Source organism: Stutzerimonas urumqiensis, assembly GCF_003640395.1.
GTDB lineage: Bacteria > Pseudomonadota > Gammaproteobacteria > Pseudomonadales > Pseudomonadaceae > Stutzerimonas > Stutzerimonas urumqiensis.
In genome coordinates this window covers 280,555-297,252 of sequence record NZ_RBZQ01000004.1, presented here as the reverse complement: position 1 = coordinate 297,252, position 16,698 = coordinate 280,555, and the positions used below count along the sequence as shown (strand labels likewise).

The following is a 16,698-nucleotide window of genomic DNA, read 5'->3' as shown; positions in this document are numbered from 1 at the left end:
TTTGCCATGCCGCAGTACTCGCAACATTCCTTTGGCTTGCAGCTCGCGCTGCTTTCCCGCGCCTGGCGCGCCGAGCTCGATCGGCGACTGGCGAACCTGGGCCTGTCTCAGGCGCGCTGGCTGGTGCTTCGCCACCTCTCGGTCATGAAATCGCCGCCCACCCAGCGGGAGCTGGCGCAAATCGTCGGCGTCGAAGGGCCCACGCTGGCTCGGCTGCTCGACAGCCTCGAATCGCAGCGGCTGGTCAAGCGCGTGACGGTGCCCGAAGACCGTCGTGCCAAGCGCGTGACCCTGACCGAGCAGGCGCGGCCCTTGATCGAGCAGATCGAGACCATCGCCTCGCAGATGCGAAGCGAAGTGTTCGTCGGCATTGCCGAAGAAGACGTACGACGGTGCGAGGACGTGCACGAGCGCATCCTCGCCAACCTGACAAGGGAGTAAGGACCCATGGCTACCAGACCGGAGATCGTCATCACCTACTGCACGCAATGTCAGTGGCTGCTGCGAGCGGCCTGGCTGGCGCAGGAGCTTCTCTCGACCTTCAGCGACGACCTGGGTCGTGTCTGCCTTGAGCCGGGAACCGGCGGCGTGTTCCGCATCACCTGTGATGGCCATGAGATCTGGGAGCGAAAACGCGACCAGGGCTTTCCCGAGGCGAAGGTGCTGAAGCAGCGTGTCCGCGATCGGATCGATCCCGACCGGTCGCTGGGTCACAACGACCGCTAGGGTTCCTGCGCGACCGGCGGCCTGCCCGGTGCGGGGCGAGCATCCGGCTCTTTCAGGCGACTGGCGATGACGCTCGCCAGGATGATCATGGCGCCGCCGAAAAGCATGGCGCCGCCGGGTCGCTCGGCGAACAGCCACCAGGCGAAGGCGATGCCATAGACCGGCTCCAGGGCGAAGATCACCGAGGTCGTACGCGCGTTCAGTACGCGCAGGCTGGCGACGAAGAAGCTATGCGCGAGCCCGGTGCACAGCACGCCCAGCATGGCGAGCCACAGCCAGTCCATCGCAGGAACCTCGCCGATGCCTTGCCAGTTCCACGGCAACAGCACCAGCACGATCGCCAGGTTCTGCCAGAGCGCTGCGCGGATGGGATTGATGCCACGCGTCACGGCGCGGTTGAGCAGGGCCAGCATGGCGAACAACAGGCCCGAGAGCACCCCGTAGAGAAGCCCCAGCGTTGCCTCGCTCTGCACGCTGGGCGTCGGCGCAACCAGTACCAGGCCAACGCAGACGAGCCCAACCAGGGCGAATTCGACAGGCCGGGTTCGCTCACGGAACAGCACGCCTTCGAGCAGGATGGTGAAGGCCGGAAAGCTCGCGAAGCCAAGGGTGGCGATGCCGACGCCCGCGGTTTTCACGGCGATGAAGAAGGTCAGCCAGTGACCTCCCAGCAGAAGCCCGCCGGCAACCAGTCCCGCGCCTCGCTTCCAGCTGATCGCCTCGCCGCGAATATCGATCAGGGTGGCCGCGGAGGCCAGCGCCAGGACGGCGAACAGCGCCCGGGCGAAGGTAATGAACAGGGGGGCGCTTTCGGCCAGTTTCCCGAACACGCCGGAGAGGCCGAACATCAATGCACCGATGTGGATGGCAATAAGCGCCTGGCGCCGCGTCATGGCATATCCGTCGAAGAGCGGGTGGCGGGCTGCCACCGACATGGAGGCACCTTAGCGCGAGGGGCGTCGCGACGTCTGTCGAGCCTACTCGCCAGTTTTGTCGAGAGGCTCTCGCTTGAGCTGCCTCGGACTCTTGCCGTAGGCCTGCCTGACGGCGGCGGCGAACGCGCTCTGCGAGTCGTAACCGACCCTCGCCGCGACCTCCCCGATGGGCAGGTCGGTGCTTTGCAGCAAGGCGTGAGCACGCGCCAGCCGGCGCTCGCGCACGTATGCCATCGGCGAGTGCCCGGTTTCGGCGAGAAAGCGCGCATGCAGGCGGGCGACGGACAGCCCGCATAACCGGGCCAGGTCAGCCACCTGCAAGGGATGCTGCAGGTGGCGGTCGATGTGCGCGCGCAGGGCAGCGAGCGGAAACGCCGACGCTTCGGCGGGTGCGCAGTCTTGCGCAAGGCTGGCGATGAGCAGCGCCGCGCCATGTTCGCCCAGCGTGCGGTCGATGGTGGCGTGCCGGGCGAGCCAGTCTACGAGCTGGTACTGGGACACGGTCATGTCCTGGATCAGGGGTCGCTCGAACAGTCGCAGGCTGCTGTCGGTACGCCCGGCGAGGCGGCTGCGCACCCAGTGCTCCGGCACGTCGAGCACCAGGCAACGGCTACCGGTCCGGCTGTCGCAGGCGTGCTGCGTCGCGGCCGGTACGACGGCGAGCGTTTGCCGGGGCAGGCGTCGCAGCGAGCCCGCGTGGCCGCTGATCTCGAGGTCGAGCGTGCCCTGCAGACCGAACAGCAGCTGCACGTGGTCATGGCTATGGCAGATGACGTCGCGCGTGTAATCGCGCAGGGACAGGATGGCGCTCACGTGCGGCTCTCTCCGTAGCGGGTCGCCAGTTTAGCGCGCGCCGCCGGGTGAGCCAGTCATGCCTCAGAGAATGACCTTGTCACGCAGTTTTTCGGTCGCCTGTTCGAGCGCCTGAATCACTCGGTCTTTGTCGAAGTTCTGAACGCCGTTGGTGTCCAGGTACATCGAAAAGCCCGGCAGCTCATGCTCCAGGTAACTGGAGGTCGCCCCGAGATCGCGGCGGAAATCCACGACCTGATAGATCTGCACCGGACGGGAGAAGCCCTTGACCGGGATCTGGCCCTTGTCGCGGCACATGATCAGGTCCTTCACCAGTGAGTAGGTCTCGTGCGAGATCAGGATTTCACCGGCCTCGGCGGCGCTTTCCAGGCGGCTGGCGAGGTTCACGTCGCGCCCGATGATGGTGTAGTCCATGCGGGTGTCTGCGCCGAAGTTGCCCACCGTGCAATAGCCGGTGTTGAGGCCCATGCGGATCTCCAGCGGCTTGGTGATACCCCGCGCACGCCAGTGCTGGCGCAGCACCTTCATGTGTTTGCGCATCGCGATGGCCATCGAGACGGCCGCGACGGCATCCTTCTTGGCCCCCTGGGTGGTCGGATCGCCGAAGAACACCATGACGCAATCGCCGACGAACTTGTCGATGGTGCCGCCGTGCTTGAGGGCGATGCGCGACATTTCGGTCAGATATGTGTTGAGCAGATCGGTGAGTGCCTCGGCTTCCAGCTCTTCGGCCAGCTCGGTGAAGCCCTTGATGTCGGAAAAGAAGACGGTGAGCTTTTTCCGCTGGGTTTCCAGGCGGACATGCCGTTTGCCGTTGAAGATCGATTCCCAAACCTGGGGCGAGAGGTATTTGGCGAGGTTGCGCGCCAGGCGTGCCGCCTTGGCCTGTTCGGCCTCGATCTCCCGACGCGCTTCGGCCAGGCGCAGGTCCTGCTGATGCACGAAATAAGCGGTGATGCAGATGTACAGCGTCGCGAAGGCGATGCTCACCAACGCCACCAGGGTGTCGGTCGGTGCCTTGAGCTGCAGCGGGACGAGCAGACTGCAAGCCGCGATGCCGACCGAGAGCCAGAGCAGGCCCATCAGGAAGTGCCGGACGCCACCGGTGATCAGCGCGCTGAAGGTCAGGATGAGCAGGAACATCAGGCTCGGAACCGGCGTGAAACCGAGCAGGACGATGGCGCAACCGGCATTCAGCGCGTCGAGGCAGAGCAGGGTGCGGCTGGTCAGCTCCGCGTGATCGCGGCGGAAGCGATAACTCAGGTGGTAGGCCAGGTGCGGGTAGAGCAGGGCGTAGGGGACCATCCACAGCAGTTCGATCGAATAGAACTGGGTGTAGGTCCCGGCGGCCAGGCTGGCGGCGCAGGCGAGAAAGGCGAGGACGCGGGAGTGGTATTCGCGCAGCGGCCGTGAGGCCAGGCCCTTGCGTCGGTCACCGAGAACTGAATTCATGCGTGCGGTCCCTTTGAATCGTCGCGCGTCGCGTCGACGTACTGCCGGTGTCCATGGCGGTGCCCGGGTCGGCGGCATGATAGCCAAGCCGGGGTTTGACGCCAAACATGCCTGCCGAAAGGCGTGCCGCTCAGTCTTCGGTCTTTCGGTAGATCGATTGCCGGGGCCTGGCCAGGACGCGCCGGACCATCGGCACGAAGTAATCCAGCGGCAGCGTGTCGTAGTCCGGGTCGAACGCGGCGGCGTCGTACTTCGCGCAGAATTCGGCGGTGTGCTGGTACAGCGGATGGCCGTTGAATTGCTCGCGCAGATGGCGATCCATGCCCAGGTGATGGAAGAAGTAATAGCCCTGGAACAGGCCGTGCTTTTCCACCATCCAGTGGTTCTCGGCGCTGACGAAGGGCTTGAGGATGGCGGCGGCGATGTCGGGATGGTTGTAGGTGCCCAGGGTATCGCCGATGTCGTGCAGCAAGGCGCAGACGACGTACTCCTCGTCGCGCCCGTCGCGGTGGGCGCGGGTGGCCGTTTGCAGGGAGTGGGTCAGCCGATCGACCGGGAAGCCGCCGAAATCGCCATCCAGGAGCTTGAGGTGAGCGATGACCCGTTCCGGCAGACCGCGAGCATAGGCGCCGAAATCGGCGGCGATGATCGCCCAGTCATCGGCGGTGCCGTCTTGCATGTGTTTGAAGGTGGCTCTGTGTGTCATCGACGTGGCCTCGAGCGGTCAGAAGCGGATGCGGCCGATCAGCATGTCCCGGAACATCACCCAGTCGCCGAGCAAACTGTACAGCGGGTACTGGAAGGTTGCCGGCCGGTTCTTCTCGAAGACGAAATGACCGACCCAGGCGAAGCCATAGCCCACGACGGGCATCGCCAGCAGAAGTAACCATTGGCCCGTCGCCAGCGTGGCGGCCAGCAAGGCGAGCACCAGCACGCTCCCGGCGAAGTGCAGGCGCCGGCAGGTCGGGTTGCGGTGTTCCTCGAGGTAGAAGGGATAGAAATCGGCAAAGCGGGTGAAGCGTCCGGTGGTTTGCGCGCGCATCTCGCACCTCCTGTCATTGTCTGCCCGCAGTCTAGGCCTGCGGCCTGGCCGCGCCAGTGACAATCGATGCCAGTTTAGTATCCTTGCGGCCACCTCGGCCGGGCGCAGGCGCGCGTCGGCACAAGCGGAAAGCCTATGACCGAGCGCACCACCTCCTCCCGCTGGGTTCAGAGCATCGTCCAGGCGCTGACCCTGGCCGGTCTCGATTGCCCGCGCCTATTCCATGAGCTGCATCTCGACTACGACGCGCTGGACGACCCGGAAGCGCGCTTCCCACAGGACGACATCACCCGGCTCTGGCACCGGGCGGTCGAGCTGACCGGCGATCCGGCGATCGGCCTGCGCATGGCCCAGGTGATCCGGCCCGCGGCCATGCATGTCGTGGGGTATGCCTTGATGACCAGCGGTACGCTGCGCGAGGGTTTCGCGCGGCTGCTGCGGTATCAGCGGATCATCGCCGAAGGGGCCGAGCTTGGCATGATCGAGACGGGCGAAGGCTGCGTCCTGAGCTTGCGTATCCATGGCGACGCCTTGCCGCCGGCCCGCCAGGCGGCCGAAGGGGCGCTGGCCAGCCTGCTCGCCTTTTGTCGATGGCTTACCGACACGCCCATCGTGCCGCGACAGGTACGGTTGCAGGGCGCGGCGCCCGCCGATTTGGCCCCGTATCGCGACATCTTTGCGGCGCCCCTGTGCTTCGGCGCCGAGCAGGACGCGCTGCTCTTCGGCAACGCCGACCTCGATCGGCCGCTGCCGTCGGCGAACGAAGCCCTGGCGCTGGTGCACGATCGCTTTGCTGGGGATTACCTGGCGCGCTTCGCCAGTGACCGGCTCAGTCACGAAACGCGGCAGATCCTCTGTCGTCTGCTGCCGCAGAGCGAGCCCAAGAAAGAGGCGGTCGCGCGCATGCTCAACCTGTCCGCACGGACATTCCAGCGGCGGCTGCAGGAGGAAGGCACGAGTTTCCAGGTGTTGCTCGACGAGACGCGGCGCACGCTGGCCCGGCAATACCTGGCGCAGCCCGAGCTACGCCTGCTGGAGATCGCCTACCTGCTGGGTTTTTCCGATCCGAGCAACTTCTTTCGGGCATTCAAGCGCTGGTTCGGGACGACGCCCAAGGCGTTCCGCGCCGGCGATTGACCTTCAGTGCCGCCAGAAGGCGCGCGTGCAAAGCACCAGGACGGTGATGATTTCCAGCCGTCCTAGCAGCATGCCGATCGATAGCAGCCACTTTGCCGCATCGGGCAGCGTGGAGAAGTTGCCGGCCGGCCCGATCACCGGACCGAGGCCGGGGCCGACGTTGCAGACGGCCGTGGCCGCGGCGGTCAGGGCGGTGATCATGTCCAGGCCAAGCAGCGCCAGGGACAGCGCCAGCACCGCGATGGTCATGGTGAAGAAGAAGGAGAAGGTCAGGATCGAGCGAACGATCTCCTCGTCGATGGTGTGGCCGTTGTAACGCTGCTTGATCACCGCGCGGGGGTGGATGAGCTGGTTGAGATAGGCGCGCAACATTTCGTAGGCCACCTGAAACCGGAAGATCTTCAACCCGCCCGTGGTCGAGCCCGAGCAGCCGCCGATGAAGGTCAGGTAGAAGAACGCCATCACCGCGAAGCCGCCCCACTGGGTGTAGTCACCCAGCGCATACCCGGTCGTGCTCACGACCGTGACGACGTTGAAGGTCACGATGCGCACCGCATCGAGGGCGCTGCCGCCGACCGTCAGCCAATACCAGAGGCTGAACAGCGCTGAAACGGCTACCAAGAGGAAAAGGAAGCCGCGCACCTGTTGGTCGCGCAGCAGCGCCCGGCGGTTGCCTCGCAGGGTCGCCACGTAGAGCGTGAACGGCAGGCTCCCCAGCACCATGTAGAAGACTGCGACCCAGTGCGAGGCCGGGCTGAACTTCGCCAGCGACGCATCGGAGGTCGAATAGCCACCCGTCGAGACGGCAGTGAAGGCGTGGTTGATGGCATCGAACCAGGACATGCCCGCCAGCCAGAACGCCACGATCGCCGTGACGGTGAACACCAGATAGATGCCGAGGATGTACTTGGCGGCGACGTGCGAGCGAGGCGTGACCTTCTCCGACCAATCCGACGATTCGGTCTGGAACAGACGCATCCCGCCGACGCGCAGCAGCGGCAGGATGGCCACCGCCATGCCGATGAAGCCGATGCCGCCGATCCATTGCAGGAGCGAGCGCCACATCAGCAGCCCCGGCGAAGCGGAATCCAGCCCCGAGAGCACGGTCGAGCCGGTCGTGGTGATGCCCGACATGGCTTCGAAGAACGCATCGGTGTAGCTGATGTGCTGGATCAGCATCAGCGGCAGCGCGGCGAAGATGCATACGCCGACCCAGCTCATGGTGGTGAGGAAGTACATGTCCCGCGGGCGAAGCTTGGCGTGCACCTTGTGCCCGGTGGCGATCAGCAGGGCACCGGTTCCGAAGGTGATGGCGCTGCCCCAGACGAACGCGTGCAGGTCATCGTTGCGCTCGAACACCCAGAGGGTCAGGAGCGGTACCAGCATGGCGACGGAGAGGGTGACGAGGAAGATGCCGAGTATGAAACCGATGGTGCGCAACGTCGGCAGTGCCATGAGTGACTTGCTCGGCGACGAAAAGGGCCGCCAATTCTACCCGCCTGCGCCGGGCTGTAAACCGCGACGGGCCGGGCCTTGGTGGTGTCCGGCCGGCGTTGCGTGAAGCCGACTGGCGGCCTCTTCACAAAGGCAGGCCGATCACTAGAATAGCCGCCCGGGCGCCGGCCCATTCCGGTTTCCTGAGTATCCTCTCGATGTCGCTCGACAACCCCTGCCTGACGTGCGGTGCGTGCTGCGCCTATTTCCGTGTGTCCTTTTACTGGGGGGAATGTGCCTCCAATGGCGGGACGGTACCGGACGACCTGACCGTCCAGATCAGCCCCTATCACGTGGCGATGCGTGGAACCGACAGCAAGCCGGCGCGCTGCGTCGGGCTGATGGGCGACGTCGGCTGCGGGGTGCGCTGCACGGTCTACGAACAGCGCTCCTCGACCTGCCGCGAGTTCGAGGCGTCCTGGGCCAATGGCGAGCCCAACGCGCACTGCGATGCGGCGCGCGCGGCGCATGGCCTGCCGCCGCTGATGCCACCGCTGCAGCCGATCCTGGCGCCGGATCGCGTGGCCTGATGGTTGCCCGCTGACGCGCCGCATGCCCCTACAATGGGCCTTCTTCTTGAGGAGGTCTGGATGGACGCTTTCGATCTATTGCTTAACCGCGTTTCCGTACCCCGACTGCGCGAGCCAGCGCCGGACGCGGCCCAGCGTGACCGGCTGTTTCGCGCGGCGCTGCGGGCGCCCGATCATGGCCAGCTGCGGCCCTGGCGCTTTCTGACCATCGAAGGAGCGGGGCGGGAGGCGCTGGGCGAGGTGCTGGCCCGTGCGGTGGCGTGCAACGCGGCTGCCAGTGATGAACTGATCGCCAAGGCGCGCAAGATGCCGCTGCGTGCGCCCTTGCTGATCGTCGTCATCGCATCGCCGAAGGATCACCCGAAGGTTCCGGTGCAGGAGCAGCACCTGGCAGCCGCCTGCGCCGCGCACGGCATCCTGCTGGCGGCCCATGCCGAGGGGCTCGGCGCCGTCTGGCGAACCGGCGACCTGGCCTACCACCCCGAGGTGGAGCGAGGGCTCGGCCTCGCGGACGGCGAGCGCATACTCGGCTTCATCTACATCGGCACGCCGGATTGCGAGCCTCGTCGTGCGCCCGAGCTGGCGCCGGATGCGTTCGTCAGCGCCTGGCCGGCGCACTGAGGCGCCGGGCTCAAGCGGCCGGCAGCAGCAGCGTTGCGACGAAACCGCCGTCCGGGTGGTTGGCCAGGTGCAGCTCGCCGCCATGCCGTTCCGCTGCCCGGCGCGCGATGGCCAGTCCCAGACCATGCCCCGGTTCGGATTGGCCCGCCGCGCGATAAAAGGGCTCACCCAGCCTGGGCAGGTCTTCATCCCGAGCGCCGGGGCCGTGATCGCGTACGCTGAGGCGAATTCGTTCCCCTGAACGCTGCGCCTCGATCACAACCGGCTGGCCGACCGGATTGAAGCGCAGCGCATTGCGCAGTAGGTTGTCGATCGCGCGCTCGATCATCTCGGGCCAGCCGTCGAGGCTGAGGCCCGGCTCGGCATTCACGTCGAGAAGCTGATCCGGTCGGTAGAACTGCGCGTGTTCGGTGAGCGAGGCGAGCAGATCGGCCAGCGGCACCGGCCGCGGCGGGCCGGGGTCGGCGTCCAGCCGCGCCAGTTCGAGGATCTCGCTGATCAGCGCTTCGAGGCGATCGCATTCGCGCGCCAGACGCGGCCAGATGACCTCTCGCTCGGTCGGTGTGGCACGTTCGGCCAGCGCCAGCGCCACGCGCAGGCGTGCCAGTGGCGAGCGCAGTTCGTGCGAAACGTCGCGCAGCAGTTGTCGCTGGCTGCCGATCAACCCTTGCAGGCGCGCGCCCATCCGATTGAAGTCCCGCGCCAGAACGCCCAGCTCGTCGCCTCGCTTGGATAGCCGTGCGAGCGAATCCTGCTGGTAGCTGGTTTGACCCAGGTCGTGGACGGCCTTGCGCAGACGGTCGAGCGGGCGGGTGATCGACAGCGTCAGAAGCAGGCTGAAGCCCGTCAGGACGATCAAGGCGATCCCCAGCGCACTCAGCGGCCACAACAGGCTGCCGCGGTGCCAGGCTTGAAGTTCAGGCAGCGGGATGCGGTAGATGAACAGGTAGGTTTCGCCCGTTTCGGGGCTGGTGTAGTCGGCGGTGATACGACGCCACGGCAGGCGCCGGGCGTTGCGTTCGCGCGCTTCGTACACCGCGGCGCGCGGCGGGAAGGTGCCGCGCACGACCGGCAGGCCGTTCTCGCCCAGCACCTGCACGTCGATGTGCTGGGTGCGCCGGTGGATTTCGAGGGCGCGCTGGGCAACGATCGGCCCTTCGCGCTCGTAGAGCAGCGTCCAGTTCTCGGCAAGATCCCGGATGGCGGGATGGCGGCTGAGAATCCAGGCGTCCTGGTTTAGGGCGCGCCCAAGCAGGATGGCCAGCGCCGCCACGAGGGCGATCGCCAGCCAGAACGTCGCGAAGATTCGCCAGAAAAGTGAGCGCACGCAGCCTCCCGCTTCGACGTCCGCCCGGTGCGGGCGGACGTCGCATCATCATTCGGTCTTGTCTGCCAGCTGTTCGGCGCGCTTGGCTTTCATTTCGGCGTGGAGCTTGTCGAATTTCTCGACCTGCTCGGGCTTCATCAAGGCCCGAATTGCCTCGTGGGTCGACTGGCGGCTGGCGGTCAGTTCGTCCTGCATGGCCTTGCGCTCGGCTTCGGGCAGCTTATCCAGGTAGCGCTGGACGATGTCGCGATGGGCCTGCCACTGCTTGCCCATGAGCTCACGCATCTCCTTGCGTTGCTCCTTGGTCAGGTCGAGCTCCTTGAAGGGGGGGTGCATGTCGTGCTTGCCGTGGTGCCGTCCGCCTTCGCCGTCGGGCATGGCCATCGCCAGGCCGGGCAGCGCTGCGGTGAACACGAGGGCGATCAGGGTCTTGCGCATGATGGGTCTCCTATGACTGCCGGCGGCCAGTGCCAGACGGCACCTGCTTGCCTTGACCGGACAGCGCCAGTCTAGGGCGCGGCTCGTCAGGTGAAGTCAGCCGTCCGTAAAGGCTGGGTAAAGTCAGGGGGCGTACAGGTAGCCGCGGCTGCGCAGCGCCACGATTCGAGGGCGGCCATCGGCATGGGGGCCGAGTTTGCGGCGCAGGTTGCTGACGTGCATGTCCAGGCTGCGGTCGTAGAGCGTCAGCTTGCGGCCGAGGGCGGCCTGTGCCAGCGCCTGCTTGCCCACAGGCTCGCCGGGTTGGGCCAGCAGGGCTTCGAGTATCCGGCCCTCTGACAGGGTCAGCGCTACTTCCTGTTCACCCAGCGTGGCGATACCGCGCGCCGGGCTGTAGCTCAGGTCGCCACTCGCGAGCTGATTGGGTGCCGCCACGGGTTGTGCGCGGCGCAGGATGGCCCGCAGCCGCGCTGTCAGCTCCCTGGGGTCGCAGGGCTTGGCGACGTAATCGTCCGCGCCGAGTTCCAGGCCGATGATGCGATCCAGGGGTTCGCCGCGCGCCGACAGCATGAGCACCGGCAGGTCGGGATGGTCGGTGCGCAGCTGCTTGAGCAATTCCAGCCCGCTGCCGTCGGGCAGCATCACGTCGAGCACCACCGCGGCAGGCTGATGCCCGGCCAGGTAGGCGCGCGCGCTTTCGCCATCGTGGCGGGCCGTCGCCTGGAAGCCTTCCTGCGACAGCCAGCTCACCAGCAGGTCGCAGAGTTCCTGGTCATCGTCGATGAGCAACAGATCGGTCATTTCAGTTCAACCACAGCATCCGCCGACGGCGCCCGCGGCCATTCACGGTGCCCAGAATGAAGCACACCAGTGCCAGGACGCCCCCGATCACGAACCATCGTTGCCGTTCATCGAACATCGGCGGTGTAACCGCGGCCTCCGCCTGCGCCAGCCGTTGCCGGAGCTGGGCGTTCTCCTTTTCCAACCGAACGACGCGCTCCGCATCGACCGGCAGCGACAGGCTTGGTGCCGCCTGCGTTGTGTGGGCTGGCCGCTGTGACGCCAGGGTGGTCGTCTGCTGCGTCGGTAAACCAGGAGGCGTGGCAGGTGTCTGGGCGAATAACGCCGCGGTGGGCGTCGCGAAGGCGAGCAGCAACATGAGTGAGCCGATGCGCATGTGGAACTCCTTTTTCCAGGTACGGCGCGGTTCAGCCGCCCGGAGGGGCTGCCGGTGCGGCTGTCAGGGCAGGACTTTCTTGAAGGGTTTGACGATCACGTCGACGTAGACGCCCGCCGCCTTGTAGGGGTCTTCCGAGGCCCACTGCTGAGCGACTTCGAGCGACTCGAATTCGGCGACCACGAGGCTACCGGTGAAGCCCGCAGCGCCCGGATCGTTGCTGTCCACCGCCGGGTGCGGCCCGGCGAGTACCAGTCGGCCATCGTCCTTCAGCGCTTCGAGGCGGGCCAGGTGCGCAGGGCGGGCGGCCAGGCGTTGTTCGAGGGAGCCGGGTGCGTCGGTGGCGATGATGGCGTACAGCATGGTCTGCATCCTTCTGTCAGAGCGAATCGGTGGCTGGCGTCAGATGCGGGGTGGTTTCCCGCAGGGGACGCCGCGGCGGACAAACGCCCGGCATAATAGCAGCCCTTGCGAGCGACGATCGCGGCACCGGTTGGCGCCTGCATGGTCTTTAAAGAATCGAATTCGGAGATACCTTTGGGCATGACTATCGACCTGCACTGCCATAGCACCGCGTCGGACGGAGCCCTGGCACCGGATGCATTGATCGAGCGTGCCTGCGCCCGCGGCATCACCGTCCTGGCGCTCACCGATCACGATACGCTCGACGGCCTGCCCGCTGCGCACGCGGCGGCGGCAGAGCGAGGCATGACGCTGATCAACGGCATCGAGCTGTCCTGCCTGTGGGGCGGTGCAACGATCCATGTGCTCGGCTATGACTTCCAGGTCGATTCCCCCTCGCTGCGCGCGGCCATCGATGCGCTGCACCAGGGGCGCTGGGAGCGGGCCGCTCTGATCGGCGAGCGCCTGGCCGCCAAGGGCATGCCGGGTGCGTTCGATGGCGCGCGGGCCATTCAGCAAGCACAGGGAGAGAGCGGCAACGCGCCGGCACGGCCGCACTTTGCCGAATTCCTCGTCCGCGCGGGGCATGTGCGTGACCGGGCCGAAGCCTTCTCCAAGTGGCTGGGTTCGGGAAAGCTCGGCGACGTCAAACAGCACTGGCCGAGCCTCGCCGACACGGTGCGCGTCCTGCGCGAGGCCGGCGCCTGGATCAGCCTGGCGCATCCTTGGCAATACGACTTCACGCGCAGCAAGCGCCGTCGCCTGATTGCCGATTTCGCCGCGGCCGGCGGCCATGCCCTGGAAGTGGTGAACGGCATGCAGCCGGCCGAACAGGTCGGCAGCCTCGCGACGCTTGCGCGCGAGTTCGGCTTGATGGCGAGCGTCGGTAGCGACTTCCATGCCCCGGGCGACTGGTCGGAGCTCGGTCTCTACCGGGCGCTGCCCGGCGATCTGTTGCCGCTCTGGCGGCATTTTGGCCACCCGCTTTCAAGGAGCGCCGAGCAGGAGCCCGTATGAGCCAGTTCTTCCAGATTCATCCTGAAAACCCCCAGCCGCGCCTGATCAAGCAGGCGGTGGATATCCTGCGTGGCGGCGGCGTCATCGTGTATCCCACCGACTCGTCCTATGCGCTGGGCTGTGCGATGGGCAACAAGACCGGCGTCGAGCGCATTCGGCGGCTGCGCCGCCTCGACGACAAGCACAACTTCACGCTGGCCTGCTGCGATCTTTCCCAGCTCGGGCTGTTCGCGAAAGTCGATACCACCGCCTTTCGGCTGCTCAAGGCGCATGTGCCGGGGCCTTACACGTTCATTCTCGATGCCACGCGCGAGGTGCCGCGGATCCTCATGCACCCGAAGCGCCGGACCATTGGTCTGCGTGTCCCGGGAGCGCCGATCGCACAGGCGCTGTTGAGCGAGCTGGGCGAGCCGATGATGACGGCGAGCCTCATCCTGCCGGGCGAGGACCTGCCGATGAGCGATCCCTACGACATGCGCCCGGTGCTTGAACATCAGGTCGACTTGATCATCGACGGCGGTTACGGTGGGCTCGAAGCCTCGACGGTGATCAGCCTCGTCGATGGCCGGCCCGAGGTCCTCAGGACGGGCTGCGGAGACCCCGCGCCGTTCCTCGATCAGGCCTGACGCCGTACGTTTCAACACACAAGGAACCTGTTTTGAGCGCGCTCGATTCGCAGCGAAGGGTCGTTTCCGGAATGCGCCCCACCGGGCGATTGCACCTTGGTCACCTGCATGGGGTGTTGCGCAACTGGACGCGCCTCCAACATGAGTACGACTGCTATTTCTTCATTGCCGACTGGCATGCGCTCAGCACCGATTACGCATCGGCCGACGGCATCGCGAACCATGTGATGGACATGGTGGTGGACTGGCTGGCGGTGGGCGTCAGCCCGAGTTCGTCGGCGCTGTTCATCCAGTCGCAGGTGCCCGAGCACGCTGAAATGCACCTGCTGCTATCGATGATCTGCCCGACCGCCTGGCTCGAACGCGTGCCCTCGTTCAAAGAGGCCCAGCGGCTGGAGGGCGGCCGCGAGCTCAATACCTACGGCTTCCTGGGTTACCCGTTGCTGCAGGCGGCGGACATACTGCTCTACCGCGCCGGATTGGTGCCGGTCGGGGATGACCAGGTCAGTCATATCGAATTCGCGCGTGATGCGGCCCGACGCTTCAACCATTTGTATGGGCGCGAAGAAGACTTCGAACTCAAGGCCGAAGCCGCCATCCGGCGCCTGGGTCGCAAGACGTCCAAGCTCTACGTGAACCTGCGGCGGGCCTATCAGGAGCAGGGCGATGTCGAGGCCTTGAACACGGCAAGAGCCGTGATCAAGGAGCAGCAGACCATCACCCTCGGCGATCAGGAGCGTCTCTACGGTTACCTCGAAGGCGCGGGCAAGCTCGTCCTGCCCGAACCTCAGGCGCTGCTGACCCAGCGCCCGCGCGTCGCCGGCCTGGATGGTGCGCGGATGTCCCGCTCACAAGGCAACGCGATCTTCCTTCGGGACGCCGATACCGAGCTGAACGAGAAGATCCGCCAGATGCCGACCGATCCTGCGCGGGTGCGGCGTATCGATCCTGGCGAGCCGACGCGCTGCCCGGTCTGGCAGATGCACCTCGATTATTCCTCCGCCGACGTGTGCCAATGGGCCGAGCAGGGCTGCCGAAGCGCCGGGATCGGCTGTCTGGAATGCAAGGCTCCGCTGGTCGAGGCGATAGACGCCGAGCTGGCACCGATCCGCGAGCGCGCGCAGGACTACGCCGGGAATCCCGATCTGGTCTGGGCGATCCTGGCCGAAGGTGCCGAGCGCGCCCGCGACGAGGCTCGCGAGACGCTGGGCGAGGTGCGCCGGGCCATGGGGTTGAAGTATCGGTGACGCGGGCCGTTCGACGGCAGTGGCCGGAGCGTCGGTCGCGACGGCTTCGGTTTCATCGCCCGGACGTGGCAACATGGCCGCTCTTCGATCAGTGAGCTCCGCATGCAACCGTCATCCACTCCAGTCGACAATTCAGCTGACAACGCCGGACCAGGCGAACAGCTGCGTCTGGCGCTGGTATATGGCGAGGCGCTCACCGAACTGCCGTTGGACCTTTACATCCCGCCCGATGCGCTGGAGATCTTTCTCGAAGCCTTCGAGGGACCGCTGGACCTGCTGCTGTACCTGATCCGCAAGCAGAACATCGACATTCTCGACATTCCGGTTGCCGAGATCACTCGCCAATACATGGGCTACGTCGAGCTGATGCAATCGGTGCGGCTTGAGCTGGCGGCCGAATACCTGGTGATGGCGGCGATGCTGGCCGAGATCAAGTCGCGAATGCTGTTGCCGCGCTCGGCTGACGTCGAGGCCGAAGAGGACGATCCGCGCGCCGAACTCATTCGCCGCTTGCAGGAATATGAACGCTACAAGGCGGTGGCCGAAGACCTCGACGCGCTGCCGCGGGTGGGGCGAGAGCTGCTGGTGCCGCGGGTCGAGGCCCCCGAGGCGAGGGCTCGCAAGCTGCTGCCGGACGTCCGCCTGGAAGAGCTTCTGGTGTCGATGGCCGAGGTGCTGCGCCGCGCCGACTTGTTCGAAAGCCATCAGATCACCCGCGAGGCGCTGTCGACCCGCGAACGCATGAGCCAGGTGCTCGAACGCTTGAAGCTCGGCGGGTTCGTCCCGTTCGTCGAGCTGTTCGATGTCATCGAAGGCCGGCTGGGTGTGGTCGTCACCTTCATGGCGGTGCTCGAACTGGTCAAGGAATCGCTGGTCGAGCTGGTACAAAACGAGCCTTTCGCCCCCATCCACGTTCGCGCACGAGCCGAGTGATGAACCTCTCCGAACCCAAAGACCTGGCCTGCCTGCTCGAAGCCCTGCTGCTGGCGGCAGGCAAACCGCTGTCCCTGGAGCGCCTGGCCGAGCTGTTCGACGAGAACGAGCGGCCTTCGGTGCCGCTGCTGAAGAAGGCCCTCGCCGAACTCGAGCGCTCGTGCAAGGGGCGTGCGGTGGAGCTCAAGGAAGTCGCGTCCGGCTATCGCCTGCAGGTGCGTGGTCGCTTCTCGCCCTGGGTCGGGCGTCTCTGGGAGGAGCGGCCGCAGCGCTACTCGCGCGCATTGCTCGAGACCCTTGCGCTGGTGGCCTACCGGCAGCCGATCACGCGGGGCGAGATCGAGGATATCCGTGGCGTGGCGGTCAACAGCCAGATCGTCCGGACCTTGCTCGACCGCGACTGGATACGGGTGGTTGGCCATCGCGACGTTCCCGGTCGTCCGGCCATGTTCGCCACGACCAAGGCCTTTCTGGATCACTTCAATCTGAAGAGCCTCGAGGACCTGCCGCCCCTCGCCGAGCTGCGCGAACTCGAACCGGGCAACGTGCTGTCCGAGGACGACGACATCCCGGTACCCGAGGCATTGCAAGCCCGCGCGGACCTTGAGCAGGACGCTCCGCAGGCGCCGCGCGAGCAGACCAGTTTCCGCAGCCTTCTGGCCGAACTCGACACGATGGAAGAAGGCCTCAAGACGGATTTCGATGATCTGCGCGACGAAGCAGAACCCGCCGCGAACGAAGGTCAGGATGCCTCCGTGGCGGATCGTTCGACGAGCTGACC

21 protein-coding genes are annotated in these 16,698 nt (G+C 66.1%); 10 read left to right on the top strand and 11 right to left on the bottom strand.

Annotated features, from left to right (window positions below; translation table 11 throughout):
* Positions 1 to 6 precede the first annotated feature (6 nt).
* The gene (gene slyA, locus D7325_RS09725; protein WP_120995358.1) at positions 7 to 441 is read left to right on the top strand and encodes a transcriptional regulator SlyA; all 435 of its coding nucleotides are present in this window, start codon (positions 7 to 9) and stop codon (positions 439 to 441) included.
* Between the two features lie 6 nt (positions 442 to 447).
* The gene (locus tag D7325_RS09720) at positions 448 to 726 is read left to right on the top strand and encodes an Rdx family protein (RefSeq protein WP_120995357.1); all 279 of its coding nucleotides are present in this window, start codon (positions 448 to 450) and stop codon (positions 724 to 726) included.
* Here D7325_RS09720 and D7325_RS09715 read toward each other — a convergent pair.
* The 5 genes from D7325_RS09715 to D7325_RS09695 all read right to left on the bottom strand — a co-directional run bounded on the left by D7325_RS09715 (position 723) and on the right by D7325_RS09695 (position 4,968).
* Entirely contained in the window at positions 723 to 1,619 is an 897-nt protein-coding gene (locus tag D7325_RS09715; RefSeq protein ID WP_120995356.1) for a DMT family transporter, read from the bottom strand. The genes D7325_RS09720 and D7325_RS09715 overlap by 4 nt on opposite strands.
* A gap of 84 nt (positions 1,620 to 1,703) precedes the next feature.
* Positions 1,704 to 2,465: an AraC family transcriptional regulator gene (locus D7325_RS09710; RefSeq protein WP_120995570.1), complete on the bottom strand. Its 762-nt coding sequence runs from the start codon at positions 2,463 to 2,465 to the stop codon at positions 1,704 to 1,706.
* Between the two features lie 72 nt (positions 2,466 to 2,537).
* The gene (locus tag D7325_RS09705; RefSeq protein ID WP_120995355.1) at positions 2,538 to 3,926 is read right to left on the bottom strand and encodes an adenylate/guanylate cyclase domain-containing protein; all 1,389 of its coding nucleotides are present in this window, start codon (positions 3,924 to 3,926) and stop codon (positions 2,538 to 2,540) included.
* Positions 3,927 to 4,056: 130 nt separating this feature from the next.
* The gene (locus D7325_RS09700; protein WP_120995354.1) at positions 4,057 to 4,632 is read right to left on the bottom strand and encodes an HD domain-containing protein; all 576 of its coding nucleotides are present in this window, start codon (positions 4,630 to 4,632) and stop codon (positions 4,057 to 4,059) included.
* 18 nt (positions 4,633 to 4,650) lie between these two features.
* Positions 4,651 to 4,968 carry an Mpo1-like protein gene (locus tag D7325_RS09695; RefSeq protein ID WP_120995353.1) on the bottom strand — a complete coding sequence of 106 codons (318 nt, stop codon included), beginning with the start codon at positions 4,966 to 4,968 and terminating at the stop codon, positions 4,651 to 4,653.
* A gap of 135 nt (positions 4,969 to 5,103) precedes the next feature.
* On the opposite strand from D7325_RS09695, the gene D7325_RS09690 reads away from it, so the two are divergent.
* Positions 5,104 to 6,105, top strand: a complete 1,002-nt coding sequence (locus D7325_RS09690) for an AraC family transcriptional regulator (RefSeq protein WP_120995352.1) — start codon at positions 5,104 to 5,106, stop codon at positions 6,103 to 6,105.
* A gap of 3 nt (positions 6,106 to 6,108) precedes the next feature.
* On the opposite strand, the gene D7325_RS09685 is transcribed toward D7325_RS09690, so the two are convergent.
* Complete coding sequence (locus tag D7325_RS09685) at positions 6,109 to 7,560, bottom strand: TrkH family potassium uptake protein (protein WP_120995351.1); 1,452 nt, start codon at positions 7,558 to 7,560, stop codon at positions 6,109 to 6,111.
* A 197-nt stretch (positions 7,561 to 7,757) separates the two neighbouring features.
* On the opposite strand from D7325_RS09685, the gene D7325_RS09680 reads away from it, so the two are divergent.
* Complete coding sequence (locus D7325_RS09680; protein WP_120995350.1) at positions 7,758 to 8,129, top strand: YkgJ family cysteine cluster protein; 372 nt, start codon at positions 7,758 to 7,760, stop codon at positions 8,127 to 8,129.
* 60 nt (positions 8,130 to 8,189) lie between these two features.
* A complete protein-coding gene (locus D7325_RS09675; protein WP_120995349.1) occupies positions 8,190 to 8,750 on the top strand; it encodes a nitroreductase family protein in 561 nt (186 codons plus the stop codon).
* Positions 8,751 to 8,760: 10 nt separating this feature from the next.
* Here D7325_RS09675 and D7325_RS09670 read toward each other — a convergent pair whose 3' ends face one another.
* The 5 genes from D7325_RS09670 to D7325_RS09650 form a co-directional block, all read right to left on the bottom strand.
* Positions 8,761 to 10,077, bottom strand: coding sequence for a sensor histidine kinase (locus D7325_RS09670; RefSeq protein WP_120995348.1), 1,317 nt, complete (start codon positions 10,075 to 10,077; stop codon positions 8,761 to 8,763).
* A 48-nt stretch (positions 10,078 to 10,125) separates the two neighbouring features.
* The gene (locus D7325_RS09665) at positions 10,126 to 10,515 is read right to left on the bottom strand and encodes a Spy/CpxP family protein refolding chaperone (protein WP_120995347.1); all 390 of its coding nucleotides are present in this window, start codon (positions 10,513 to 10,515) and stop codon (positions 10,126 to 10,128) included.
* A 123-nt stretch (positions 10,516 to 10,638) separates the two neighbouring features.
* Positions 10,639 to 11,316: a response regulator transcription factor gene (locus D7325_RS09660; protein ID WP_120995346.1), complete on the bottom strand. Its 678-nt coding sequence runs from the start codon at positions 11,314 to 11,316 to the stop codon at positions 10,639 to 10,641.
* Between the two features lies 1 nt (position 11,317).
* Complete coding sequence (locus D7325_RS09655) at positions 11,318 to 11,692, bottom strand: hypothetical protein (protein WP_120995345.1); 375 nt, start codon at positions 11,690 to 11,692, stop codon at positions 11,318 to 11,320.
* A gap of 63 nt (positions 11,693 to 11,755) precedes the next feature.
* Positions 11,756 to 12,055, bottom strand: a complete 300-nt coding sequence (locus D7325_RS09650) for a YciI family protein (RefSeq protein ID WP_120995344.1) — start codon at positions 12,053 to 12,055, stop codon at positions 11,756 to 11,758.
* A 180-nt stretch (positions 12,056 to 12,235) separates the two neighbouring features.
* Here D7325_RS09650 and D7325_RS09645 point away from each other — a divergent pair, with 180 nt between their 5' ends.
* From D7325_RS09645 to scpB, 5 genes are all read left to right on the top strand, one after another.
* Complete coding sequence (locus D7325_RS09645) at positions 12,236 to 13,111, top strand: PHP domain-containing protein (protein ID WP_120995343.1); 876 nt, start codon at positions 12,236 to 12,238, stop codon at positions 13,109 to 13,111.
* Positions 13,108 to 13,737, top strand: a complete 630-nt coding sequence (locus tag D7325_RS09640; protein WP_120995342.1) for an L-threonylcarbamoyladenylate synthase — start codon at positions 13,108 to 13,110, stop codon at positions 13,735 to 13,737. The genes D7325_RS09645 and D7325_RS09640 overlap by 4 nt, the downstream gene beginning before the upstream one ends.
* Before the next feature lie 71 nt (positions 13,738 to 13,808).
* Complete coding sequence (locus D7325_RS09635; protein WP_245962063.1) at positions 13,809 to 14,984, top strand: tryptophan--tRNA ligase; 1,176 nt, start codon at positions 13,809 to 13,811, stop codon at positions 14,982 to 14,984.
* Between the two features lie 102 nt (positions 14,985 to 15,086).
* A complete protein-coding gene (locus D7325_RS09630; protein ID WP_120995340.1) occupies positions 15,087 to 15,917 on the top strand; it encodes a segregation and condensation protein A in 831 nt (276 codons plus the stop codon).
* Positions 15,917 to 16,696 carry an SMC-Scp complex subunit ScpB gene (gene scpB, locus D7325_RS09625; protein ID WP_120995339.1) on the top strand — a complete coding sequence of 260 codons (780 nt, stop codon included), beginning with the start codon at positions 15,917 to 15,919 and terminating at the stop codon, positions 16,694 to 16,696. The genes D7325_RS09630 and scpB overlap by 1 nt, the downstream gene beginning before the upstream one ends.
* The last annotated feature ends 2 nt before the right edge of the window (positions 16,697 to 16,698 follow it).